Raw genomic sequence first — 24,089 nt, forward strand, 5'->3', positions numbered from 1 at the left:
AAGGCTCCGGCTCTCCCGGCCAAGCCGCTCCTGCAGCTGTTCATCGTAGCCAAGAAAGGCCCAGAGCAACTCGCTTCTCTCCGCTCCGCCTCCCGTCGGGGAGTCCGTGGTGATAACGCTCATCCCCTCGGGTGTGCCGGGACGGGTCTGCGAGAGCAGACTGGTTCTGCCCTGGGCTTCCAGCTCCTGGTAGCTCAGGCAGATCGAAAACCCCGGTTCTTCCACCGCCTCAGCTACCACCTCGCGAATCTCCTGCCGCAGATGCACCGGCCGGTTTGCGTACTCCCGACCCGTCTCGCTCCCCGTAACGATTCCCTTCACAGCACTCACAAGCTCCACAGGGGTTAATCCGCTCCCCCGGGAAATCTCCTGGTACCTCGAAAATGCCACAGCCAGCCCCCCCATCAGGGCCTCCTCATGGGCTGCCCCAAGATGAATCTCCCCGATCTTCGAAATCACCTGTTCAACCGCACCTTCGGGAAGATCACCGCCCCAGCGCGCCACCCACTCCCGAACACTCTCGCCCTCCTCTCGCCTTCCTCTCTCACCGGCGCCCTTCACAAGATCGCCCAAGGCCACCCGCTGTTCCAGATATACCGCCTCTCGCCCCTCTCGCGGATCTCCCTCAATCTCCCTCATCACCGCACCAACAACCGCTTCCACCCGGTCGCTTGCCTCAGCTCCCTCGCCCATTCGTCGCACCACCCCCTGCACGGCCCGACTGTAGCGGCTCAAATCTTCCCCCTCAAGCTGACTCGCCTGCGCTCTCACCAGATCCAGCCCTTCCTCCTCAAGGACACTCAAAACCTCTTCTCTCGCTCCGTACACACCAAGCCCGGCGGTATCAAATCGTCCCTCAACCTCCACCCTGCCCGATCGGCTCACCTCTTCCACCGCTTCGGCCAGGGCCGCTCCCCCGTACCCTCGTGCAGTAAGGGCCAGGCTCACCGCGGCAACACTCTCCCGCGCCAGAGCATCGCTCTTCCTTCCCGTTCTTTCTCGCCACAGGGCCTCTTTCGCCCGTCCCTCGGCTCTCGTCAAAACTTCCGTCTCTTCCCCCATCACCTCCCCGAGCACGTCCCGGTACACTCCGCCCCCGTCACCTCCTCCGGGAATCACCACCCCGGCCAGTTTCTCCGCTCCCCGGGATTTCATCTCTTCAACGATCATCCGAACCGTCTCATTCCGCTCACGGATGCTCTCTCCGTAGACGCTCCCGTCTTCCCGGTAGTAGTGCCGTGCCCCTTCGGCCTCCAGCACTCCTCCTTCATCATACAGAAACAGTCCTTCCTCAAACTCCACCAGGTACACTCGCTCAGGGGGCACTCTCCCCGTATCTTCAAAAATATCCGCCGCTGCCTCCTTCCCCTCGTCTCCTCCCCTCTCGCACCAGATCCCGCTCTCGTCAAATCCCCGAGGCCGGCTCCGTTCCACCTCGTAATTCACATCGTACCCGCGGTCCCAGGTAAATCCCGATCGATCCTGAAGAACATCAAAGCTCACACGCTGTTTCTTTCGATCCCGCTCGGTGCGTATCCGGCCATCAAAGTGAAGATAGTACCCTTCGCCACCTCCTTCGCGAGAACCTCTCTTCCGCTCTCGCCCTCCGGGCAACTCCCCGGCAAGCCCTTCGCCTCCCGCTTCCATCACTCGCTCGCTCACTGCCGTATACCGCTCCCGTGTCCCAGAAAGCATCCACAGCTGCTGCTGATAACACACCCGGCTCACCGCCTCACGGCAAAAGCGTTTCAGGAGGTCTTCATCCAGCGCGCCGTCGCTGGTGAAGAACTCTGCATCCAGATTGACAAAGGGGGGCTCCTCCGCGTTCCGACTACCTGCAAGAAGCGCCGATTCAACAACAGCCCGGCCCTGTTCACGAGCCATCTTTATTCTGTCGTCGTCCCCGGAGCTTTTTTCCCGGTCGTAGTCGCGGACCGCCGTTTCAATCTCTTCACTCATCCGACCGTAATATCCAGGCTCAAGATAGCTCAGTATTTCTTTCAGCATCTTCTCATCCTCCGCTTTAGCTGTAATCAGGACTGGATTGCTCCAGGAATTCGCGTCGTAGCCTCCGGGTCCTCTCCAGAATCTCCGCATTGATCTCGTTCACCCGGGAAACCCACATGGAGCGCTCCCGATGGGTCATCTCCAGAATTTCACGTCGGGACCAATGTAAATGGTACGCAATATAGGCCACCTCCCGCTGCAGTTCCTCCGGAAGGCGGCCTACGCTTCCCCCAGTACAGCAAACTCCCCCTGGAACGTCGCATTGCATCCCCCACACTGAACTGCAACACGACGAATCAAGCTGTGGTTTACCTCATTCATAAAATCTACAAGAAACGAAAAATCATCGGGCGCCAGTTTTTCAATGGTCTTGGTTGTCACCATTTTCTCGTCAGCCAGCTTCTCTACCACCCGGCTCAACAGGATAACGTAGAAATAACCAGGATTTTCCCGGACCCGGGCATCCTGATACACAGCCAGCAGGTCCTTCACCCGGATGAGACGCATGGTTCCAATAATCCGACTTCCCATGGAAGGCGTAAATCCTGTCCCTTTGGGCAGGGAAAAACGAAACTCTGTTTTCACTATTTCTGCCCCCCCTTCACCGCAAGCCCCTGAGCCGAGAACCATCGGGAAAGGAAGTCGTTCATCTCCTGAAGAACCTCCACTCCCAGCGTTTCGAAAGCAAACTCTTCCTGCAATGCCGCTACTGCCTGGGCCTGATGTTTCTTGAGATCCTCGGGAAGTTCCAAAGAAAAAAGCCCGTTTGTTTCGTCATAATGCACGTACATTTCCTTTTATCCTTTCCTTGCGACGTTATAATTCCAGATTGCTGAACCGCCCCGCATCCCCGGAAGGCCGGGGAGCCGTAGCGGTCGGTTCCGGAGTTTTTCGCACCGGAACGTTTCCTTCTCCCGGCGTGATTTCATGTTTCCGCGAGCCAATCGTCACCCAGACCGATCCACCATCAACACTGAACTGATCCAGCTCTTTCAGGTTCAAGCGGGTCTTGAGAAGTCTGAAAAGACTTGGAAAATCACGAGCCTGGGTGATGTCTCGACCAAGAGAATCGGGTGTGTTCTCCGGAACTGTTCCGTGAATAGCAGGGTCCTGAACCTCCTCGACAAGCATCATCGCCAAAGCATCCCTCAGGCTCTCGGCATCGAGATCCTCCAGGGCTGCCAAAAGTTCTTCTTTTTTTCGTTCCATACCGTTTTTCCTCCCATGCCCGGATACTGAACAGTGCAGGTTGGGGCCACCCTCGCATTCCCAAAAAATGGTGTTTTCCTGTGAAACATACTCCCAGCTTTGCCGATTGAAGGAACACTGGATAAAACAAGCCCCTTCCAGCGTCCCTTCCCGGAACACATCGCCTTCAAAAGAGCACTGGATAAAAAGAGCCTTTCCAAAAGATGCCTGGTGGAACCCTGCTACGCCCTCTTCCGGTGATACGCGAAACCGGCAACGATAGAAAACACTCCCGTCAAAACGAGTCTTCCAGGATTCGAAATCCTCCAGAAAGCAGGCGTTCAACCGAGCATTCCGGGCGTTATTACTGTTCAGAACACAGCGCCTGATGATTCCCTGATCGGCACGGACACCCTCCAGGGAGGTCCGTGTCAAAACACATGCGTCCAGCACGGTTTCTGTCATCCTCGTCCTGTCCAGAAAAAGCCGCTGCATGGAACACCGAAAAAACTCGCAATTCTGAAAAGCTCCCCCGGAAAAGATCGCCTCGTTCAGAATACTCTCCCGAAAAGCCACATCCCTCCATTCACCCTGGGGAAAGGAGGCCCCGCTCACATCGTTCGAGATGATCTGCCATCCCACGGCCTCACCCTTCACCAGCTCCCATTCATGAAGCAGAACAGGGAGACTCCTGGCGGGGAAAACCGGCATTCCTAAAGCCCTCCGTCGAGCGGATAAATTTGAACAGTATCCTGAGATGTATCCCCGGGAAGCGTCAGGCCGGTATAGAGGTTCTCAAGATAGAGTTGATTCTCGTGACCACAATGAGGACATTCGACAGTTGCCATTCGTTCTGCCTCACCGTTCATATCCTTGTAGAGAAGCTGCAGATACAGGAAATCCGCTTCAAAGAGTTCCCCAATCAACTCTTCCGTAACGGAGTCGTAATCACCCAGCCTGGTGATAACCCGCGAGAGAAGCAGAACGTCCCGAAACGCAGCGATATGGCGAATTTTTTCATGAGTCTGAATTGCCAACTCGTCACCAGTGGTGGCCTGTCGAATACGCCCCTTCCGGTGGACCTTCTGGTGTTCGTCAACGTAGCCCAGAGGGAGAAAAAATTCCCGTTCCATCATTCCCCCCCCCGGGAAAACCCGTCGATCTGGTTAGTCCGGGATAAGTCGTCCTTGTAGTACTCCGACGTTTTTTCCCGTTCGACAACGATTCCCAGTTCTTCCTCGATATCCTTCGTGAGTTGAACACACCGGGATCCGTTAACCCCCTCAACCTTTATGGACACCTCCCCATCCTTGTCGATAACGATCTCTAGTTCGTGTCTGTCTGCCATCGTAATTCTCCTTCTTCCCTGGTTACGTAAGTTCCAGCAAGCGATCCTTGCTTTCATCCTCTTCGAAACACTGCAGACTTGCCCGTCGTGCACGAAGTTTGGCCCATTCGCGAATCTCGCTTATTCGATCCCCCATGGTCTGGGAGAGAGGGATCATGGAAGAGGTTGCCGCCTGGAGCCCGTCGGTCGAAATATCCTGATGCTTGTCAAAGGCATCGTAGAGAGAGGAGATTACCACCTCCTCGATCTCCGACCCCGAATACCCCGTTGTCTGTCGTGACAGAAGGTCAAGAGAAAACTTCTGGGGATCGCGTTTTCTTTTTTCCAGATGAATCCGAAAAATTTCTTCCCGTTCCGCCCGGTTCGGGAGATCAATGTAGAAAATCTCATCAAACCGCCCTTTCCTCAGCAATTCGGGAGGAAGAGCCGAGATATCGTTGGAGGTGGCCACAACAAAAACCGCACTCTTTTTTTCCTGGAGCCACGTAAGAAAGGTTCCAAACACTCTAGCGGACGTACCCGAATCACCGGAACTTCCTCCGCCCATTCCGGCGAACCCCTTTTCAAGCTCATCGAGCCACAGGATAGACGGAGCAATCGATTCTGCTGTCTGAATCGCCTTGCGGACATTCTCTTCGCTGCTTCCCACAAGGCTGGAAAAGACCTTTCCCATATCCAGTTTCAACAGAGGGATCTGCCACAAGCTGCTGATCGCCTTGGCAGTGAGCGATTTTCCACATCCGGGAATACCGATCAGAAGCACGCCCTTGGGCTGGGGGAGCCCGAAATCTCTTGCCTCGTCGGTGAAGGCAAGACTTCTCTTTTTCAGCCATTCCTTGAGATATTCCAGCCCCCCGATCTCTGTCATTTCTTCCTGCGCCTGGTAATATTCGAGGACACCCGACTTGCGGATAATTTGTTCCTTCTCGCTTAAAATTATACCGACATCAAAATGCCCTGTTTGAACCAGCGATTTGGCAAAGACATTTTCTGCCTCCTCTGCAGTAAGCCCCAGAGCTGCATCGATAACTTTTTCTCTGTTTATGTCGCTGCCGCCCGTGGGGTCTCCACCAACAGACCGGCAGATACCATCGATTATTCCACCAATCTCGTCCTTTCCGGGGAGATCATAATCGATGACACTTATTTCCTTTTCCATCTCTGGCGGTATCTTGAGAATCGACGACAAGAGCAAGACATTTTTTACCGTTGTTTTTAGTTCTCCGTTTACATCGCGGAGTTTTCGCACCACCACAGGATCGTTCAGGAAGGGATGAAAGTCTTTCACCACAAAGAGCCCTTTCACATCAAGCTCCATAATATAGTCCAATACTTTCAGGGGCTCCCGGAGATCGGAAAGACGCGTTCCGTCATCACACTCTAACCCTTTGGTTATCGACCAGACAAAGCACCGCTTGCCTCGTTCCCGGGCAATCTCCTTCATCGTATCCTCAACACGTTTCTCTTCGCTGGAAACAACATATACCAGGGGATATCGGGCCCGAATCAGCACCGATATTCTCTCTTTTACCGACAATTCTGTCTGTTTCATGTCCATCCTTCCGGAAAGCCGGTCACAGTAACCAGCCCCTCGTTGTCTATGGAAAATTCTATTTCCCCCTCTTCCGAAGAGGAGTCTTTCGATCTATCCGAATCGTCAAAATCGATACCATCACCCAGAATGTGAACCCGTTGATTGCCCGATCCCGCCCAGCGATGGTTGGGAGGAACATCTTTCAGGTACGGCCCATCTATCAAGATATCAGCAACCGATAGCAAATCAATCCAGTCTTCTTTCCCGCTTCTTTCTATTTCATCTATTAAATACCCTGTATAGACCAGCACAGAGAGCCCCCGAGCCCGTATCGCTTCGCCGAGCATCGCCAGCGGGGCAGCCTGCAGGAACGGTTCTCCCCCGGAAAAGGTGACGCCTTCTATTTCCCTCTGCGGCAGCCAGTCCAGGACATCCGAAACCGCCACACTTTCCCCCCCCGTCGCTGGCAGAGCCTCGGGATTAAAGCACCCTGGACAGGACCGATTACATCCCTGGAGCCACAGTACACTCCGAACCCCCGGACCATTCACCCTGGACCGGGAAAGAAAAGAGTGAATATTCATACATTGAGAACGAGACACTCCTGCCTTAGACATCCAAACACTCCCACATCAAAATACTCCCCATCACCGGGTACAAAGGCCCACTCACGAAGGGTTCCCTCTTTTGCAAATCCAAAAGATCGTATCGTTGTCTCCATAGGCCCTGACTCGACCAGCACCGAAAGGCGACGCAGGTGGAGGACAAGAAAAGCGTACTGCACAAGGCACTTGAGGGGTTCTGCAAGAATTTTCCGCTGTTGCTGGTCCCGGGACGCCCACCAGAAAAGCTGGGCACGGCCATTCCAGGGAGATATCCGGTCAAGTCCCAAGAGAAACTCTTCTGAATGTCCGCCGGAAGAGTTTTCTTCGGGGACACAGCGCAGCAGGAAGGCCTCTTCTGTAGCTACCCGCTCTTCCAGACCTGCCAAAGCCGATTCAGGACGAAGAGGGTTCCATACCGCACCATCGCATCCAACCAGGGAAGATTCCCATTCGCCTGAGTTCAATCGATCGGAGAGAGAGTTTTTCATGGACGGGCTCCATACCTCCAGGCTTACCCCCCGGTGTTTTCCTCCTATCATTGTCACCCTCCCTAGACCGTATTCCGTGATCCCGAGAAACTCGTAGTGAATCCTGTACCCGAGACAAGTCGATGCTTTACCTCACGAAGCAGATAAGGGCCGGAAAACCGCCCTCCCAATTCTTTTACCTCCAAGGTGGCACCCGCTTTGATCCGATAGTTTCCTTCGCAGGAACCGCTGCCGCAAATAAGTCCGAAGGAATTTCGTGTGAGCATATCCATGGCCAACCGTTCGGCCTCTACCGTGTCCTGCACCCGGGGATCCACCACAACTGTCTCGGATGGGCCGAACGCTTCCATCACCACTTCGCCACCCAGCAAGCCATCACCCACTCGATAGGAGATGTCAGCAACCTTCGCCTCGCCGAGGATCCCTTCGCCGGAATCAGCATTCCAGGAGTGAACCGCCACCCCGGTCCATTGCTGTGTGGTGTCCATGTGTGCAGAAAAATCAAGGAGTGTTTTTTCCCATTCCACGATGACATCGGCTCCCTCTTCGACGATGGGCTTGATCTGAACACAGGTTCCCTGCGCCCGAACGCTGCACCCATGGCGAGAGGCGATCTCCATAATCAGATCAAAATCACTGCTGTTCTGCTGGGTCGTGTACGCGTAATGTGTCCCCAAGCCGTCGCAATCACCTTCCAGGCCGTGACGATCCAGGATCAGCTGAACAATGTCGGCATCGGCCATATCAGCAAAGGTTGCCGTTCTTCGGAGCCGTCTTAACCGGTGCAGCACATCGTGACAGACAATTGTCGTGGTATCGTCGGTGTTCCTGGTATACTGCGCCCGAAGACCCGTTATCTCACCGTTGAATACTTCTTGAATATCATCTTTGGTTCCCAAATGAACCGACACCTGCTGCCCCTCGGAAAACTCGGAGCTATCAGCCCACTGTCGTTCCGCATCAGACAACACGATCTGACAGGCCGACGGAGCATCGACCCGGTCGGTAACAAGAACCTGTTTCACCGATGCCTCCTGTTCAATCGCCAGACGTGTCCCGTTTATATACACTATGAAATAGGGAACAAGCTTCTCGTAATCTGAACTCACCGTGAACTCCTTGAGAAATCAGCAATTAATACAGAGGAGGAAGCCGCAGGGGCGTCCCGACCTCCACGTTCATGGGGTCGTCGATACCGTTTGCATCGGCAATAACACGCCATTGGGCAGGATCCTCATACTCCCTGGCTGAAAGGGAGGACAGGCTTTCCCCTTCCTGGAGAATGATCCGCTTTGTGTGATCCGACGAATGGCGAGGTTTTTCCTTGATTTGACTTGCCGCACTGGAATATTCCTTGAAGAGCACCTTCAGAATTGCCCTCACCGGAGTGCCGTCATTCAGGAACATCGTGAACCGTTGCACGAGATCCTCCAGAACACACCGAAACTGCAGGTTTCCCCAGGTGAAGAGCAACAAGGGGGGTCTGTGCTGATCGGCATTCACCAGCATGAGCTCCTCGATCTTGTCCGTGAAGGCCCTTACATCAGACTTTTCTTCCGAGGTATCAAAGAAGAGCTCCATGGACAATCGCTTTCGTTCACCCAGCGTAAACTCGACGGCGGGAGAGTCCAGCCCCTGTATTTCCTGTTCTTTCCAGGGCGTCCGCTTCTCGATAATGTACTCTTTCGGATTGAACAGGACCCCAACATCCTCATTTGTATCAAGATTATGTATCACCGCTTTTTCCAAAGCCATTCTGTTCTCCTTTTTCCGCTATCCCAGCATTAAACCTTCATGGGTAATCTCTATCCGCTCCACAGCACACCCATGGGCCTCTGTACCCAACCGGGGGCCCACATAGCGGCAAGGCAGCGCCCGGAAAAAGTTCCACCGCTTCACCTCATCACCATTCGTCCCGAAAAGAACAACCGAACCATCGCGTCGCTCTATCGGTTCGTCGGACATGACCGTCTTGACGTACCAGTCATAGAGATCGGTATTATCGGTCAGCCCGTTTTCCAGAACCAGGTTGGGAAACCGGGTTCGGCCCAGAAATTTGTGGACCGAACCGTTCAGCCCACCCTCTTCAACCTCGTACACATAGGTCTCTGCCTCCAACCCTTCACAACGAAAGAACTTGGCTCGCTGGATCCCTTCAATTTCGATTGTGAAATACGATGCCAGATAGGAATCATTCCGTTCTGTCGATCCCGACATATCTCCACTCCTCCTTCGCTAATTTTCATCAAGGGTTACCTTGACATGTTCTCGCTCCGCACAGAGAGTCACAACAATGAACTCAGCAGGCCGTGCAATACACACTCCCACCTGAACCGTTACAATTCCTGCGTCTCTGTTTTCAGGGGGATTCAGCTCTTCGTCACAACGCACGAAGAAAGCCTCTTCGGCCACCGCCCCGGCAAGGTAACCCTTGCGCCATAAATCAATCAGAAAGGCCACGACATGACGGGTTAAACGCTTCCGCAGGGAGGTTGTATTGGGCTCGAATACTGCCCAGTGAGTGCCCTCTTTCAGGGCAGTGAGAATGCGTGAAAATGTTCTGCGGACGTTTATATACCGCCATTCTGTATCCGACGAGAGAGTCCTCGCTCCCCAGATTTTTATTCCCCTGCCCGGAACCGCGCACAGCGTGTTTAATCCCAGAGAATAAAGAAACTCGACATCTCCTTTCTCTAAAGGAGAGTCCAGCGCGATAACCCCCGGAAGGAACTGATTTGCAGGAGCATGAAAGACACCCTTTTCTCGATCCATTCGTGCGTAGACACCTGACACATGCCCCGAAACAGGAACACTGAAGAGTGCCACGCCACCCTGGTCTTCAGGATCAAGCATGCGAACCCGGGGGTAATACATGGCCGCAAAGGCAGAGTCGAATTTTCTTACATACCGGGCAAGTTCCATCCCCGGATCAAGGGGAGGCGCGTCAAGCACCGCGAAACGGTCGGGAAAACGCTCGGCCTGATCAACCAGAGCCTTTTGAACGGTGAAAAAATGATTCAGCCCCCTGGGGGTTCCTGCCTCATCACCGGCTACGCCAGGCTGTACAAGAAGAGTTGCATCGGGAGCACAGAGAAGCTTAACCTGGGGAAAAGCTTCAAAAGATCCAATTCCTGCATGATCATCGAGCCCCCGATACCAGCCGGTGAAATCACCGGGCTGAAGCCCCGCGACACCATCACGGCCTCCTGAAAATGAGGTGGTGGTAATCTCGCAAGGGAACGAATGCTTCCGGATATTCAAGGCCCGCACCAGTCCTGAATTCCTGTTGACGAGTTGTTCGAGGCACCGGGGATCCTCGGCATCCAGAGAAACGTCGAGATAATCCTCTGTTTTTGTCCCGTTGGAAATAGAGAGATTGAGGCGGACGATCTCGACTCCCACGGAAACTCCGGGCAACCGAAACGACTCAGGCAGAGGATATCTCACGGAGCAACGCCCTCGGTCCGCCTTTTTCACCTCCCTGAAGCAGGATTCACTCCCGCAGCGCAGACGAACCCACATTCCCGGTGCAAGGTTCATCTCCTGATCAGTGTGAAAAACACCACCCTCGGAGATTACGCGCGAAACACCGGCAGCGCGATCGATCCCGTACCACAACCGCGCCGCGATATAATTGCCCCAGACACCGGGCGACAAAGCCTCCAGAAAAAAGGATATCTTGCCCCGCTGGTCGGGAACGGGCAACTGTGCCGGGGCAACTCCTCCCGACTCGTTTTGTGAAGCAACCCTGACAACGACACATTCCGTGCCTCCGGCGCTAAAATATCCGTACACTGCGTGAGCCAGAGCTCCCGGCGACGAAAAACCACCAAAAATCTTCTGATACTCGCGAAAATCACGGATCACCTGAGGAGACTGGACAGGGCCTTTCTCACTGACCCCCACAAAACCCGCCACAGTTCGGGTATCAATGCGCACCGCATTGGAGCGGTGAACCGGTGAATCGAAATAGATCCCGGGGATATCAACAGACCGAATACCCATAAATCATTACCCCTCGGTGGAATCCTTGCGTTTTTTCTTTTTCGGCGGCATATACCGGCAAAACGGACAGAACTCCCAATCGTCTTTCATGCGGCGTTTGCAATCTGGACACTTGCGCTTGGTGATACCCATCTTTTTCCGCTCTGCCCGACGATAGAAAAAGAGAATCACCAACAACAACAGAATGGTCACCACGGCGACACAGACGATGACGATACGCAACCAGAAGGGAAACGGAACTTTTCTGGCAACAAAGTTCTTGAAGGATCGAAGTTCAACCTCCCGGTCGGTCACTCCGATCATGAGCTGGTGATACTCGTCGTCGGCGGGAACGCCGCGCACGCGAAAGCCAAGAACGTAGCCATGATGGATCTGTTGCATCATTCGTCGCACACGAGCCGGAATCTGATCATACTGATTCTGCAGGACAAACTGATAGGACCCGCCCGTTGCGTCGGAAAGCCCATTAAGACGATCCAGGTTTGCCCCTATCACCGACACACCCAACGAATAGAGAGGGACATTAACTTCGGCAGCACGACGCAGCAGGGTATCCCGGTCAAACCGGCTGTTGGCATCTCGCCCATCGGAGATAACGATGATCACCTTTCGATCAATATGCCGGAGAGCTTCATTCCGTTTTCGCATATATACGCCGGTAATCGCGTCGTACAAATTCGGGCTGTCATCGGTAACTGAGATGTCCCGTATCGCCTCCGTATTGATTTCTTCACGAGTCTTGTACTCAAAGACAGGCAACGCTTCGGTTCCCACCGTATATACTGAAAGCCGATCATCGTCCTTCATGACATCCATGATGGAGAGAATTGCCTCTTCGCGATAATACAAAGCCCGTTCAAGTCGTCCGGAAACTGAAAGCAAAACAGAATACGCAACAGGCTCTTCCGTGAGTCGAAAGGATTCAACCCGTAAACGTTCCAGCGGATCTTGAGCATCCACCCGGGCCTGAAAATTCCCCCGGACAAGTGTTGGCAGGGGATCTCCCGATTCATCCTCAACTGACACGTAAACCTTGAGGTTGGGATAGTCCTTGTTTACGATCTGATCGATTCTCAACTCGTGAGGGTCCGGGGTCTGAGTAAAAACACCACCCGCCAGGACCACCCCCAGGAGCATGGAGAGATATACTCTTTTCGTTGTCGTTATCATCATAGGTCTATTTCCTCAGAGGCACTTGAACTTGAAATCTTCTTCACCGATTTTCAGCAAGTCACCGTCAATTAGCGGAGCACTCGCTGTTTCCTCAAAATTCACTGTGAGGGCGGCAGACTCGGAAAGCTTTGTTATGCGAGCCGTCGAACCGGAGAAAACAATCTGGGCATGCTGTCGGGCCACTCCCTCTCCCCGAAGGCGAACTTCGCAGTCTGCTCCGCAGCCGATCACGGAACGTCCTTCATGAAGGGTGAAAACCTGACGAGGTATTCCATTTTTCTGCCACACCAGCCACCCCACTACCGGTGCTATACAGACAGGGCAGACCTTCCAACTTGGGTCCATCACATGCCCCTCACGACAATATTTTTTTCCTATACCGAACACCTGGCCCCCCACTTCATTGCTTACAGCTTCTGATAAACCCAGATCCGTCCGAAATTATCACGCCCTTTTTCACCCAGGCGAAACTCGATTGTTGGTGTGTAGTTCGTCACCATATCTTCATCAAAGGAAGCAGACAGGTTTCTCCAGCGGTTTTCCGTATCTGGCGCATCGACCACAATCCTTCGTTCGAACGTTCCGTTCAGAACGGTCTGGATGGTGTAATTCCCCGAGACGACATCGGTTCTGCGGACCAGCAGAAGCTTTCTGTTCTTGACAATATTCCGTAGTGTCATTTTTGCTGAGCCCGCTACATAACGGATCACGTTGTCACGGACCATCTGCCCGTCTGGATAGGTAAGAGCCAGACTTGTGACAGATACATCCTTCGTCGCCGGAAAGGAGAGCTTATGCCGCTCCTTATTTTCGTCATCACGCAGATCGAGTACATCCACCAGGGTATATCGTTCATTATCCAGCACAAGTATCCGCGGAAAATCGTGACTTATGAGCGCGATATCATGAAGGCTGACTTTTCGTGTTACAAAGAGCGCCTTCATGGTATCAATGATGATCTGTTGCTGTTTCAGTGCCCCGTCCAGAGTCTCGTACCGGCCGTCGTAGGTCTTGACATAGTCGCCCATGGAAAAAATCGCCTGACGATAGATCTCAAACTCGCTTTTTGCGGAGAAATACCGCTCGTTCTTCTGCCGCTCGTATTCAAGCAACTCCTGGGCAATCTGATTATTGAGATCAAAGAGCGGGTAGATCGTGTGAATTACATCATCAAAACTGACATCACCGCACTGGATAAGCATTTTCCCGGTGAGAGCTACCGTCTGGATTTCCCGCAATCCCGGCAACTCCACCGTGTCATGAATCACCATGGCTACATTTCGAGTTTGCTCAAAGAGATTCACAAGATGCTCCCGCAAATGCGGGTGGAGCCCTTTTTTTGCGGGACAAACCCAAGGGACATATCGATAATCCAATGTATTTGGACCAGGAGCGGTAAAATCTCCCCCCTCCGAGATTTTCCTGATTTCTCCCTGCTTGTCCTCCTCCAGGAAGATTCGTGCGATTTCTACATGATCACCACCGGGAGGAATACTCGGGAGAACTTCCACCTTGGCCGATTCCATTTTTTTTCTGTATCCTTGATATTCACTGTTTTCTTCGTTTTGGTAGTAATCATCAAGAACTTCATGATACCTGACAGTAATGTAGACGGTACAAGGGAGTGTGAACTTTCTGGAATCCAGAGTAAGCGCTTGTGTTTCATGGAGCATAACACTTCGCCCCTTCTCATCCAGCACCGCACCGGGATTGACAACGAGCATGAAAATGCCCCCTCCCCCTTGCACGGATCTCACCCGGAATTCATCCATCACACCAGGAATGATTCCTGTGCCATGAAACAACTTGTTATAATACAACTCCTTCCGATGGCCATACTCCTGAATTCCGTTCCAGAACTGTGGTGTTGCAAGCAACCCGTTGAAAAAGTTTGCTCGACGAAAGGGTTCAATTTTCTCAATCATTCTTTATCTCCTCCCGTTTCCGGGACAGACTCATCCGATGCCATGCGGGTGTCATCATCAATCAGCACGCCAAGGACCTTTACTTCTTCAGGGTTTCTGAACGCAATGATTGCCAAGGTATTTGCCGGTTTTTCCATCTCCAGAATCTGGGGGAGAAGCGTTACAACTCCGGGATCCACCTCCGCGCGCTCTATCGGAAAAAAGACGGTGAAATATGCTCGATACTGTTTTTTGGAATCCAGAATCAGGGCAGCCCTGTTGCCTGGCGATGCACCCAGAACGTAGGCATCGTGGGGCAAATAGTTTTCCAGAATCTCCGGCTCCACTCCCGTTAAGAGCTTCATGAGCTTTTGTATCCCGATAGCCGTTCCCCGGTACCGATAGAGTGTAACTGCCTGGTGAAGCAACAGGCGAAGCTTGTCTTCCGGCAACACCTGGGCGATAGAAATATCGAACCATCCTGCCAGCCACCGCAAAAACCCCTCGGGCGTGTCGGAAGGAACAAAGAAAGAATGGAGATTATCAAGAGTCAGGGTGATCTCGTTGTAGAGATGCTGAAAGACCCACAGGAAGTTTCGAAGGAACTCATTGTCCTGGTATATCGACGGAAGAAAGCGGATCGGATTACGCGACGCCACCACAAGATGGGGGTCTCCATGTTTCTCCCTGACCTGCAAGACCGTGGAAAAAGGTCGCTCGCTTTCCATGTACGAGATAGTCCACTTCTGAATCCCTGCATGGCGCAATCGTCGCTGTGCAGCAAAGAGGCCAAGCCCCACGATCCCCTCTGGTGCACCCTGGATCACGTCCACTTCCTTACAACAACACGCACTCGCTCTTCGGAATCACTTTCCTCGGTAACCACGTCGTATCCGGAACTCCGAACCTTGTCCATTACCGTTTCATAGGCGTATTGCCGTGTGAACTCCGCCAGAATGTCCGTCTGTTTTCGCTCGGTCCACGTTTCGATCGCCCACCAGTCTGCAACAAACTCCGCTTCTCCTTTATCGTTTAGTGTGACCCCGATTGGATAGGAACAGCCTGTCTCAATCGAGATCCGGGCCTGGGCGGTTTCCTGTTCCCAGCCTTTTATGGAAAGGGTTGTCCCCTCGGCGGCCTCGGTATAGGCAATGCCCAGATTTTTCAGGGCCTGCTTGAGAACCTCGATATTCCGTATTTTCGTTTTCACTTGAGTGAAATGGGACACCTTACAACCTCCTTTTAAGCGACATACCTTGTTGAACCCGAATCCTATTGCACCTGAATAGAAATGATTGAATTCCTGTTTATCGAAAAATATTGCGTCACAATCTCGAAGACCGCCACGTTTCGCTCAAGCACAAGCACAGAAACCTCCCCTGCTTTCTGATCTTTTGTTGCATCGCTATAGACGTACCCGGTCATTCCTACCTCTACCGCCTGATGGATATCACTGGCCGGCGAGATGATCCGCTCCTGGATACCTGCCGACGACTCTATTTCAAGAATTCCAAAATCAACCCATATCTCTTCTATTTCTTCTTCCTCTACCGCAGCGGCTGTCTGTTGGACCACCACCGGTGGGGGGATGACCTCTTCCAGGACCAGCGGAGGAAAATCTTGCTGTGGCGTTTTCTCCACAGGTTCTTCAAGCTCCAGGTGTTCTTCAACAGCCACACTTCTGCAACCAGCCGTCAGAGCCAGAAGAACCGAAGCCAGGAACAGAACGCACTTTTTCACATCCATAGGGGTATTCCTCCTTTCTAGTGTCTGAGAAGAAACTGCGCGTAGGGCAAGTCTTCCCGGGAAATTGTCTCGCTGGTGTGCTCGTAGGGGCGCATCAGAACTCCCATCAGGTATTCTCCGGTACCTTTCTCTTCCCGGAGATCCGGTTCTGCGATGCGAAAGATATTCAGCCCTGCCGGAAGCAACTGTCCCGACAGATCTCCCCTTCCCAGGTGATATCCCTGGAAGTAGATATGTGCCTCCTCCGGAAAATGGTCCCCACTCTGCGGACGCAGCGCCCCTACCTGAAGTCTCGCCTCAAAGGGAACTATTGCCAGAATGAGCAACCGCGACACATCACGAAGGCGCTCCTGCAGGTAGACAAGATCCAGAGACTCCAGGGGAAAGACATACCGCAGCACTTCACGGCCGGTCCGGTTGTTTATCAGGGTTGTCTCAAAAATCATGAGACGCTCCGAGAGTTTCAGTTCACTATCCACGGAATAGTCCCCTACCCCTCGCTGGGAAGGGTTTTCTCCAACAACGCCATCCATGTCTCCTATCTCTGCGCGTACAAGCCCTCCAAGGTGCAAGGCATAGCCGAGCAAATCGCGAATGTGGTCGTCATGGCGTCGGTAATCTGCTCCGTCACGAGACAGAAACGGGATGGAACTGAACTCGAAATCACCGCACTCAAGCGTGGTAAGGTGGAAAAACTTCAGTTGTACCGGGTTCACGTAGATAGTGGAGTGAAAAAGATTCGCCGGCTCCTTCTCTGCCGCAAGGCGAACCGTCAACTCTGCAAAGAGATTCGCGAGAGCATCCAGGGAACGTTCAGAGAGAGACGGCTCCTCTTCCACGGGCCGTTCCGCTTCTTCGTCCTCAATCATATTCTCATCAGCAAAGTCGTTCTTTTTTTCGGGAGAGCCTTTTTTTGCCGTCCGGCCCTCTTCCTCCGATATTTCCTCTTCCGGGGAACGATGAAGTTCGAGGGGATCACCACAGCAGTAGCACACCAGAGGAAGCTCGTCCTCGTCCTGTCCGGGAATGTCCACGATACGAACAAAGTGCCGGGGGGCACGACCTCGTTCCACCGGGTAGACGCTGACACGAACTCCCAGTCGCGCACCAGAGCGAAAAAACCGGGTGGTCCCAATATAATTGACAGGCAATCGGGTGCTTCGAACGATTCCCAGGAAGGACCAGATTGACCCCGTCGAACCGTTGCGAAACCTGTCACTCAACCAATCCTGGATCGATACCGGTCGATACTCCCCGTGAAGGATGAATCGATGTATTAGCTCCTGATGGAGCTTCTCTGCAAGATCCCGATCGACCCCGGATCCCACACGGGGGGGGAAAAAAGCGATCGTCGGGAGGTCTTCCGAGAGCTCTTCATACAGCTTCATGTAATCAATTGGATCAGGATCTGGTTCCTGCTCCGGTTTTTGCGCCACTGGCAAAGGCTCTTCCTGAAGAAGCTCTTCTCCCCTGCCCATGGAAAAGGCCTGGGAGACAAAGAAGAGGATAAACACCACCATTACCATTGGCACTCGACTAACTACCATCACTACCTACCCACAAGACAATGAGCCAGGAGGGAGGACCGGTTACGAGCCACACAGCTCGGCACTCGGCCCCCACCTCCTGAAGATGAAATTCATGTTCCCGGGCTTAACCCCAGTCAGCATCCTCATAGACCAGGGAAATGCTCTCGGAAATGGCACCGTTCTCACTGCTGGAGAGATCAGACATAGTCCAGCCTGACGGCACACACTCAAAGAGGTTCCGACGAGCAATCTCGGTGATTCCATCCCGGCCGGACAAAACTACCGATACAGCTTTTCGTTCGGGCAATCCCCGCTCAACGGTTTTCCACCAGTCTCGCAGTACCGTATCTGTGGGATCGCAGTTTCGCGTGAGCGTTACCGTCTCGTAGCGAACCTTTCCCGGAATCTTCCGGGGGTTCTTGTCCATTCCTCCCACATCGTCGGAAACCTCTGCGGTGGCACCGAGGCCGGTAACAGACGTGAAGTTGCCGTAGTCAACCCCATCGATCTCTACCTTGAAGTTCGTCTTCATTTGCGGCGCATAGACTCCCATGCGTACCTCCTATCGGGTCATCTTTTTCCCATGCCAACGGCATGATGGCTTTATTCATCCAGGGTCTTCTGCGAAACGCGGAAAACCACAAACTCGGCGGGCTTTGCAGGAGCAATTCCCACTTCGCACACCACGTACCCTGCGTCGATTGATTCGGGGGGGTTCAGCTCGTCGTCACACCGGACGAAAAAGGCCTCTTCCGGGGAATCACCAAAAAGAGCACCGTCTTTCCACAGGCGAAGACAGAAGGCCGTAAGGTTTCGGGTAATCTGTTTCCACAAACCCCGCGTGTTGGGTTCAAATACAACCCAGTTGGTTCCATCCTGGATCGCCTTCTCGACCATGCAGAAAAGCCTTCGCACGTTGAGATAGCGCCATTCGGGATCGGAACTGAAGGTTCTCGCACCCCACACCCGAATGCCCCGACCGCTAAACTCACGAATACAGTTCACTCCCTTGGGATTCAGAAGCTCCTGTTCTCCGTCGGTAAGCTGATAGCGCAAACCCGTTGCTCCCCGAAAGATTTCGTTTGCCGGTGCCTTGTGGACCCCCCTCGTTCCATCGACGCGCCCGAAAACCCCGGCAATTCCTCCGGAAGGCGGGACAAAGATATCGGTCTCAAGATTGGGATCGAAGATCTGGACCCATGGGAAATAATAGGAACCGTGGGTGGAATCTCGTGGCATGGGAATGGTATCGATTCCCTTCTCAAGCACTTCAGGAGCATCCAGGACGGCAACGCGGAAACGATTTTTTTCGCAATGCGAGAGAATCGCGTCCATGGCGGCAGGATCGGTGACCCCCGGAGCTGCGACAATCGAGATATCTGACATCTCATCAAAAGCAGGAAGGCCAGTCCGCTGTCCGGGCCCTTCGTCTTTTCCGATGATAAGCTTGGTGAGGTTATCGGGGTTTCCCATCGACTCGGGAACAACCGGCTTGGCTTCCTCTTTTTGCTCTGCCCCCTCAGCACCATCCTTGGCTTTGGTTGCAGCCTCTTTGGCTGGAGCAACCTTTTTTGGCTCTGCCAGATTGTTGATGTAACATTTGGACCCGCCGTTCTGGAAGAACAGGTATACCGCGTGTCCAAGCCACCCCTGGGAATGCATCCCCCCGAAAATCTTGCTGTACTGCGTCCAGTTGGTAACCAGGGTCACTTCGTCCACCGGTCCTTTTTCTGCAACTCCAAGAAATCCCGCAATACTTGTGGAACCCATCTCAATGGGTTTTGATCCACTTGAAACTTCCTCTACATACACACCTGGTGTCTGATACTGTGGCACGCTTGTCTCCTCCTTAAACTCAATTTCTTTTGTAAACCTTGATCTGCATCAGGAATCCTTTTTTTTGATCGCCCGCATCTGGCGAGCCTCGACCCGCCGGAACCGTTCCTTCACAGAGGAATCAATTCCAATCTGTGTCTTCACCCCTATTGCCACCGAAGGACCTCCCCAAGAGGTCGGAAACTGGCCTTCTCCGGCAGGACCAAGCGAAACCACTTCCCACATCAGGGGTTCATCCTGATTTCCTGCCCAGTCATACTCCCCCACCGGAGTAAAGGGGTTATCGTGAATCGTCTGTACCACCTCCCCCACAAGACCAAACCGGGAGAACAGATCCTCCACCAGCGGATACACCACCAGAGAAAGCTCCAGAATTGTGGCTGGCCGTGTGTAATATTCGAATTCCTTCCCCTCGGCATCGATCTCGCGACGCAGCACTTGCTCTCGCGGCCCCTGATCGGGTTTTTCCCTCACCCCGAGCGGAATAACCGCGAGACAAGGAGCTTTTTCCGTTCCCACCCGGTCTAGCTCCCGAGTATCCAGGGAATCAATAAACTCCACCGAACACCCCGGAGTTCCTGCGGTCAATTTTTCCGAGAAGGATCGAAAGGCGTAGCTGATAACATCCGATTGGCGCCTTCCCCCAGTGTCGTTGTTGCTCAAAACTGCACCTTTCTGTCTTCAATGCGAACATTCTGGAGAAACGGCAGTTCTCCATCGGCAGGAAGAAACCGCTCTACGGCCACTCCCGAATCAAGATCAGAGAGGCTCAGCTCCTCCAGATGATGGACCCCGTCAACGGACTCAAGAACCCTGGCAATATCATCCTTCTGGATAGCGACCCCAAAGGGCCAACCTGTTTTATCAGCTCCCCCACAGAGCGGATGAAAGGCCTTTCTCAGGGCGGTTTCGATCGCCTTTCGAGCCACCTGAAACTCCACCACATCCCGGCGGTACGCAACTTTCATGACGACACCAAACATCCGGTAAACCGGGGAATCCACTCGCAGTCCCGTTCCTACAAGCTTTCGCGGCTCAAGGAACTCCTTCACCCGGCGCCGCAGTTCGGCCGTTGGGACAGGTGGCTCAAGATAATCCTCGTCTCCCGGATCTGCCTCGGGAACTATTACAAGCAGCACCTCTCCTCTGGGACCACACCGGGGAAGACACTTGGCCCGCGCCACCGATGCCGATGCCTCGCGAGCCAGCCACTCGTAATCCTCCGCCGTGACCGCTCTGTTCAAACTTTTGAAGAGTCCTGAAGCCCTCTTTTTTAGACTTTCCAGTGATTCGAGATCGCTTCCGCCCTCGGCAGGAAAGTTGTTATTACACCCTGCAAGAAAGGGCACGCTCTCGCGAAGCGTCCTGATTGTATGGCCCCCCACATTTCCCCGAACTCCTCCGCCTACGCAGAGTCGCTCAGCGCGGATGTTGTGTTTACCCCGGGGAGGGATCATGCCACGATGGCCGTCACCAAAATGGATGCGGTTGTTTCGATAGTCCACGATGTAGTGACGTGACTTGGGGGTGGATGCATAAAAGTTGTCCACTTCGTGGTACCGAATCCAGACCTGCCCGGAAGTGGTTCCGCCACCTTCCCGTATTGCGTCATCACCTTCCTCGGACCGGATAAGATCGATCTCTCCCGCCGGGGGAACAGTCGATTCATTCACGTACACCTCAAAGCCCGAGAGAATCGGCTTTCTCAGAATTTCGAAGACCTGATCAGGCGAACCACTGGAAGAACCTATGGTTTCCGAGGGGTAGGTTCGCTGGTTCAAGGCATAGACCGAATTGGTCAACACCTGCTCCACAACGGGCATGGCCTCAAAACTTCCCGATTGGAAAACAAGGCGAAGCCAGTACCAGCTATGACCAAATTCGTCCTTTCTGGCGATATCCTGCGGAACAGAGAACTCCAGAAACCCCGATTGGTGGAAACTGTCGGTGTAATCATTCACCGACAGCTTTTGCCAAGCCGAACCGTTCCAGTACTGCCACACCAGGCCGATTCCCCGGTTTCGTGAAACGGGACGATCCAGAAGATCCGGTACATTGTGACCGGCGGGTCGTATTTTATGCCGCTCCTCAAGCCTGAAATAAAGACTGTAGCGCCCCGCCGGAAAGGAATCGTCAAATCCAAAGTACGTCATGGGCTGAGCCTCGGAGCGCGTCGAAAACAGCATGACACCGGTAGTGGCGTCTCCGGTGGCGAAGGACAGAGACCTGCGGGAGTAGTTGTCTACTACCTGGACTGTGTCGGGAACTTGAGGAGGCGCCTGATAGGAAAAACGGATTCGCGTAAAGACAGGAGATCGCACCGGATCATCAAAGAGCCACGTCCAGGAGCCATCTTCGGCTTGCACATGACGCCCTCCCTTGCCAAAATCTCCCGCCACCAGGCGAATCCGCAACCACAAACACTCGGTACCAGAAACCTCCACGGCAGCCATGTCATCGGGACGATCGAACGAAACGATTCCCGACCTGGTCAGAGCTCTTGTTTTATCGGTGAATCGGAACTGCCCCTGGTTATGCCGGTCTTCCTGGGTTGTGGTGTCATCGATCTTGACCCAATCCATACCGTTCCAGTACTCGTATTTTAAAACCAGCGAGGGATTTGCAGCGGGGGGCTCTACTGTATCGCTCAGAAAAAACCTCACCGAGATGCGGGCACTGGTTTTCTCGAGAATTTCGTCACAGGCAACGTAAAAGATGTCGTTGTGCTTTGGAACACCAGCAAAAGGAGTAAAATCTGCGTTCAGATCCAGTGCTTCAAAGACCATGTTTCCTGTGTTGCTGAGACAACAGTCAGGATTCACCCCTTCTCCGAGAAAGTGGAGATTCAGCGAAACTCCTGTAACCTCCAGACAACCGGGATCATCGGGCATTCTGGCAAGAACCGCCCGTAACCAATAGGACTCTCTTCCCTCTTGATCGGACCGTTGAATATCGAGCGGCCCTTCAAGAAAAACCCTGTTCTCCTGTTTTCGCTCATTTCCGCTCGCCCCCACTGCCTCAACCGGTATCCAACGCGAACCGTCCCAGTATTCCCAGTTCAAGAAGTTAACAACCTCGTCACCGGCACTGCGGACAGGGTTCAGCGAGTGAAAGGTGATACTCAAGGCATTATTTCCCTGGAGGAACTCCGCCTGGGGGGCCTCAACGAGAAGATATCGCTCGATCTCTTCGGATCCACCGAAGAGCGGGAATGGACGAATCCCCAGATCCCGGCAACTGACCTTGTCCCGAGTGACCGCATAGCAGGAAGCCAGCCGGGCGGGAGAAATGGTGAGGTCCTTCACCGTTTCAAAAATTATGCTCCCATCACCGGCGCCCTTTCCGGCGGATACCTGAAACCCACCCTTCACCTGAAACGCTTCGGGGCAGGACTCTACAGGAAAAAATGTGACAAGAGCCCGTGATGGTTGAGGAGGTATCAGTGACAACCCGAGAAGATCTATGAGAGCAAGATAGGTCTTCTCGGGAACCTTGTTCAGCCGATAAATTGTCATCTCCGTCATCCAGGCAAAGAGCTCGACCAGCGTCATGCCTGGATCACTGGGATTGTGGTTGGTCCACTCAGGGCAGTAATGAGGAATCAGGCGCAAAGCCTCGTTCAAAATATCCTTGTAGGTTCTGTCATCCAAGTTGAGATTGGGTATCAAGTTCGCCTCGCTCAAGATAAAAGGGATAAACCATGTTGAAATAGGTATTCACTGACCGGACAAGGTAGCGAATCTTCACATTGATCTGGTTCTCGCGATCAGGATCGGACTGCACTGAGACATCCTGCAGGACAATACGGTGTTCCCACCGCGTAAGCGCCTCCTCGACATAGTGTTTTGCCAAAGCCAGGGTTCGGGCGTTATTTGGAGCAAAGACCAAATCGTTCAGGTTGCACCCAAAATCGGGGCGCATCACCCGCTCACCCCTGGAGGTAGAGAGAATTATATGAATTGAATCGGCAATACTGTTTTCATACCGGGACTGCGCTATGTTTCCAGTATTATCAACGCTGATCGGGAAGGAAAAACCAGTCCCGAGAAAGCTTTCGTTTCCACTCATCGCCAGAAAGCCTACCCCACGATTTGCGGGGCGACAACTTTTTTCAATGAAATCAATAAAAAAAATTTATTTCCCTGTTTATCTTGAAAAAGATTCTGCGCGTGATATCTTCTTATAATCTTCTTTCATAAATTTTATAGATTTAATAAATTTTTTTTTTGAATTGCTGTTTTTTGTTGACAAGTGCGATAGTAATACTGAATAGTTTCGGGAGCTACCGAAAGAAAACGCATTTTAGGAAGCGCCAATGAACCACATGAACCAGTTCCTGTTTTATGCCGTTGTCACCGACAACCAGGATCCCGCAGCACGAGCCCGTATAAAAGCCCGTCTCTCCGTGGCAGGAGAACAGGTAGAAACGGGCTGGATACCCACGGTGCAACCCTACGCATCGAGTGAGTGCGGAACGCTGCTCTTGCCGGAGGTGGGAGACCAGGTGGTGATCGCCTTCTTCGATGACACCCTCTCTCAGGGTGTGGTCTTGGGCGGTGTCTGGACCGATTCCCGACCCGCTCCGGAGAGCGGAGAGAATGGTGATGCCGATTTCAACGGCAATGGGGAGAACAACCTCCGGTTCTTCCGCAGCCGCAGCGGGAACCGGATCATCCTGGACGACACTCCCGGGGCTGAGAAACTGCAACTGCTCTCCCCCGACGGC

27 protein-coding genes are annotated in these 24,089 nt (G+C 53.2%); 1 reads left to right on the forward strand and 26 read right to left on the reverse strand.

Annotated elements, in window-relative coordinates:
* The 26 genes from BW950_RS13395 to BW950_RS13520 form a co-directional block, all read right to left on the reverse strand.
* The coding region (locus tag BW950_RS13395; protein ID WP_143559257.1) for a hypothetical protein at positions 1-2,007 on the reverse strand (2,007 nt) is incomplete at its 3' end.
* 16 nt (positions 2,008-2,023) lie between these two features.
* On the reverse strand, positions 2,024-2,275 hold the full coding sequence (locus BW950_RS13400; protein ID WP_076489814.1) for a DUF6760 family protein: 252 nt from the start codon (positions 2,273-2,275) through the stop codon (positions 2,024-2,026).
* Positions 2,227-2,592: a hypothetical protein gene (locus BW950_RS13405; protein ID WP_083944030.1), complete on the reverse strand. Its 366-nt coding sequence runs from the start codon at positions 2,590-2,592 to the stop codon at positions 2,227-2,229. The genes BW950_RS13400 and BW950_RS13405 overlap by 49 nt, the downstream gene beginning before the upstream one ends.
* A complete protein-coding gene (locus tag BW950_RS13410; RefSeq protein ID WP_076489816.1) occupies positions 2,592-2,798 on the reverse strand; it encodes a hypothetical protein in 207 nt (68 codons plus the stop codon). Before BW950_RS13410 ends, BW950_RS13405 begins: the two co-directional genes overlap by 1 nt.
* 25 nt (positions 2,799-2,823) lie before the next feature.
* Complete coding sequence (locus tag BW950_RS13415; RefSeq protein WP_076489817.1) at positions 2,824-3,906, reverse strand: pentapeptide repeat-containing protein; 1,083 nt, start codon at positions 3,904-3,906, stop codon at positions 2,824-2,826.
* Between the two features lie 2 nt (positions 3,907-3,908).
* A complete protein-coding gene (locus BW950_RS13420) occupies positions 3,909-4,331 on the reverse strand; it encodes a hypothetical protein (protein WP_076489818.1) in 423 nt (140 codons plus the stop codon).
* Positions 4,328-4,543 (reverse strand): DUF2997 domain-containing protein, encoded by a 216-nt coding sequence (locus BW950_RS13425; protein WP_076489819.1) that lies wholly within the window; start codon positions 4,541-4,543, stop codon positions 4,328-4,330. Before BW950_RS13425 ends, BW950_RS13420 begins: the two co-directional genes overlap by 4 nt.
* A 22-nt stretch (positions 4,544-4,565) precedes the next feature.
* Positions 4,566-6,095: a Ycf46 family AAA ATPase gene (locus BW950_RS13430; protein ID WP_076489820.1), complete on the reverse strand. Its 1,530-nt coding sequence runs from the start codon at positions 6,093-6,095 to the stop codon at positions 4,566-4,568.
* Entirely contained in the window at positions 6,092-6,694 is a 603-nt protein-coding gene (locus BW950_RS13435) for a 4Fe-4S single cluster domain-containing protein (protein WP_083944031.1), read from the reverse strand. The genes BW950_RS13430 and BW950_RS13435 overlap by 4 nt, the downstream gene beginning before the upstream one ends.
* Positions 6,658-7,221 carry a GNAT family N-acetyltransferase gene (locus tag BW950_RS13440; RefSeq protein WP_076489822.1) on the reverse strand — a complete coding sequence of 188 codons (564 nt, stop codon included), beginning with the start codon at positions 7,219-7,221 and terminating at the stop codon, positions 6,658-6,660. The genes BW950_RS13435 and BW950_RS13440 overlap by 37 nt, the downstream gene beginning before the upstream one ends.
* A gap of 11 nt (positions 7,222-7,232) precedes the next feature.
* On the reverse strand, positions 7,233-8,279 hold the full coding sequence (locus BW950_RS13445) for a phage late control D family protein (protein WP_076489823.1): 1,047 nt from the start codon (positions 8,277-8,279) through the stop codon (positions 7,233-7,235).
* Positions 8,280-8,304: 25 nt separating this feature from the next.
* The gene (locus tag BW950_RS13450; RefSeq protein ID WP_076489824.1) at positions 8,305-8,925 is read right to left on the reverse strand and encodes a CIS tube protein; all 621 of its coding nucleotides are present in this window, start codon (positions 8,923-8,925) and stop codon (positions 8,305-8,307) included.
* 18 nt (positions 8,926-8,943) lie between these two features.
* Positions 8,944-9,387, reverse strand: a complete 444-nt coding sequence (locus BW950_RS13455) for a phage tail protein (protein ID WP_076489825.1) — start codon at positions 9,385-9,387, stop codon at positions 8,944-8,946.
* 18 nt (positions 9,388-9,405) lie between these two features.
* Positions 9,406-11,175: a phage tail sheath family protein gene (locus BW950_RS13460; protein ID WP_076489826.1), complete on the reverse strand. Its 1,770-nt coding sequence runs from the start codon at positions 11,173-11,175 to the stop codon at positions 9,406-9,408.
* Positions 11,176-11,181: 6 nt separating this feature from the next.
* Complete coding sequence (locus tag BW950_RS13465; protein ID WP_083944032.1) at positions 11,182-12,348, reverse strand: VWA domain-containing protein; 1,167 nt, start codon at positions 12,346-12,348, stop codon at positions 11,182-11,184.
* A 12-nt stretch (positions 12,349-12,360) separates the two neighbouring features.
* Positions 12,361-12,693 carry an FHA domain-containing protein gene (locus BW950_RS13470; protein ID WP_083944033.1) on the reverse strand — a complete coding sequence of 111 codons (333 nt, stop codon included), beginning with the start codon at positions 12,691-12,693 and terminating at the stop codon, positions 12,361-12,363.
* Positions 12,694-12,755: 62 nt separating this feature from the next.
* The gene (locus tag BW950_RS13475) at positions 12,756-14,273 is read right to left on the reverse strand and encodes a hypothetical protein (protein ID WP_076489828.1); all 1,518 of its coding nucleotides are present in this window, start codon (positions 14,271-14,273) and stop codon (positions 12,756-12,758) included.
* The gene (locus BW950_RS13480; protein ID WP_076489829.1) at positions 14,270-15,079 is read right to left on the reverse strand and encodes a phage tail protein; all 810 of its coding nucleotides are present in this window, start codon (positions 15,077-15,079) and stop codon (positions 14,270-14,272) included. The genes BW950_RS13475 and BW950_RS13480 overlap by 4 nt, the downstream gene beginning before the upstream one ends.
* Complete coding sequence (locus BW950_RS13485; RefSeq protein WP_234969124.1) at positions 15,076-15,462, reverse strand: DUF1257 domain-containing protein; 387 nt, start codon at positions 15,460-15,462, stop codon at positions 15,076-15,078. Before BW950_RS13485 ends, BW950_RS13480 begins: the two co-directional genes overlap by 4 nt.
* Positions 15,463-15,524: 62 nt before the next feature.
* A complete protein-coding gene (locus BW950_RS13490; RefSeq protein ID WP_076489831.1) occupies positions 15,525-15,998 on the reverse strand; it encodes a hypothetical protein in 474 nt (157 codons plus the stop codon).
* A 17-nt stretch (positions 15,999-16,015) separates the two neighbouring features.
* Positions 16,016-17,545: a hypothetical protein gene (locus BW950_RS13495; RefSeq protein ID WP_143559258.1), complete on the reverse strand. Its 1,530-nt coding sequence runs from the start codon at positions 17,543-17,545 to the stop codon at positions 16,016-16,018.
* 106 nt (positions 17,546-17,651) lie between these two features.
* A complete protein-coding gene (locus BW950_RS13500; protein WP_076489833.1) occupies positions 17,652-18,080 on the reverse strand; it encodes a phage tail protein in 429 nt (142 codons plus the stop codon).
* 50 nt (positions 18,081-18,130) lie between these two features.
* Entirely contained in the window at positions 18,131-19,363 is a 1,233-nt protein-coding gene (locus BW950_RS13505; protein WP_076489834.1) for a phage tail sheath family protein, read from the reverse strand.
* Positions 19,364-19,411: 48 nt separating this feature from the next.
* Positions 19,412-20,026, reverse strand: a complete 615-nt coding sequence (locus BW950_RS13510; protein WP_076489835.1) for a hypothetical protein — start codon at positions 20,024-20,026, stop codon at positions 19,412-19,414.
* Positions 20,023-23,013, reverse strand: a complete 2,991-nt coding sequence (locus tag BW950_RS13515; RefSeq protein WP_083944034.1) for a putative baseplate assembly protein — start codon at positions 23,011-23,013, stop codon at positions 20,023-20,025. The genes BW950_RS13510 and BW950_RS13515 overlap by 4 nt, the downstream gene beginning before the upstream one ends.
* Positions 23,006-23,431, reverse strand: a complete 426-nt coding sequence (locus BW950_RS13520) for a GPW/gp25 family protein (RefSeq protein ID WP_076489837.1) — start codon at positions 23,429-23,431, stop codon at positions 23,006-23,008. The genes BW950_RS13515 and BW950_RS13520 overlap by 8 nt, the downstream gene beginning before the upstream one ends.
* Before the next feature lie 247 nt (positions 23,432-23,678).
* Between BW950_RS13520 and BW950_RS13525 the strand changes: the two genes are divergently transcribed.
* The coding region (locus BW950_RS13525) for a phage baseplate assembly protein V (RefSeq protein ID WP_200796838.1) at positions 23,679-24,089 on the forward strand (411 nt) is incomplete at its 3' end.

Origin of the sequence: Alkalispirochaeta americana (genome assembly GCF_900156105.1) — a bacterium.
In the GTDB taxonomy this organism is placed as follows: Bacteria; Spirochaetota; Spirochaetia; order DSM-27196; family Alkalispirochaetaceae; genus Alkalispirochaeta; species Alkalispirochaeta americana.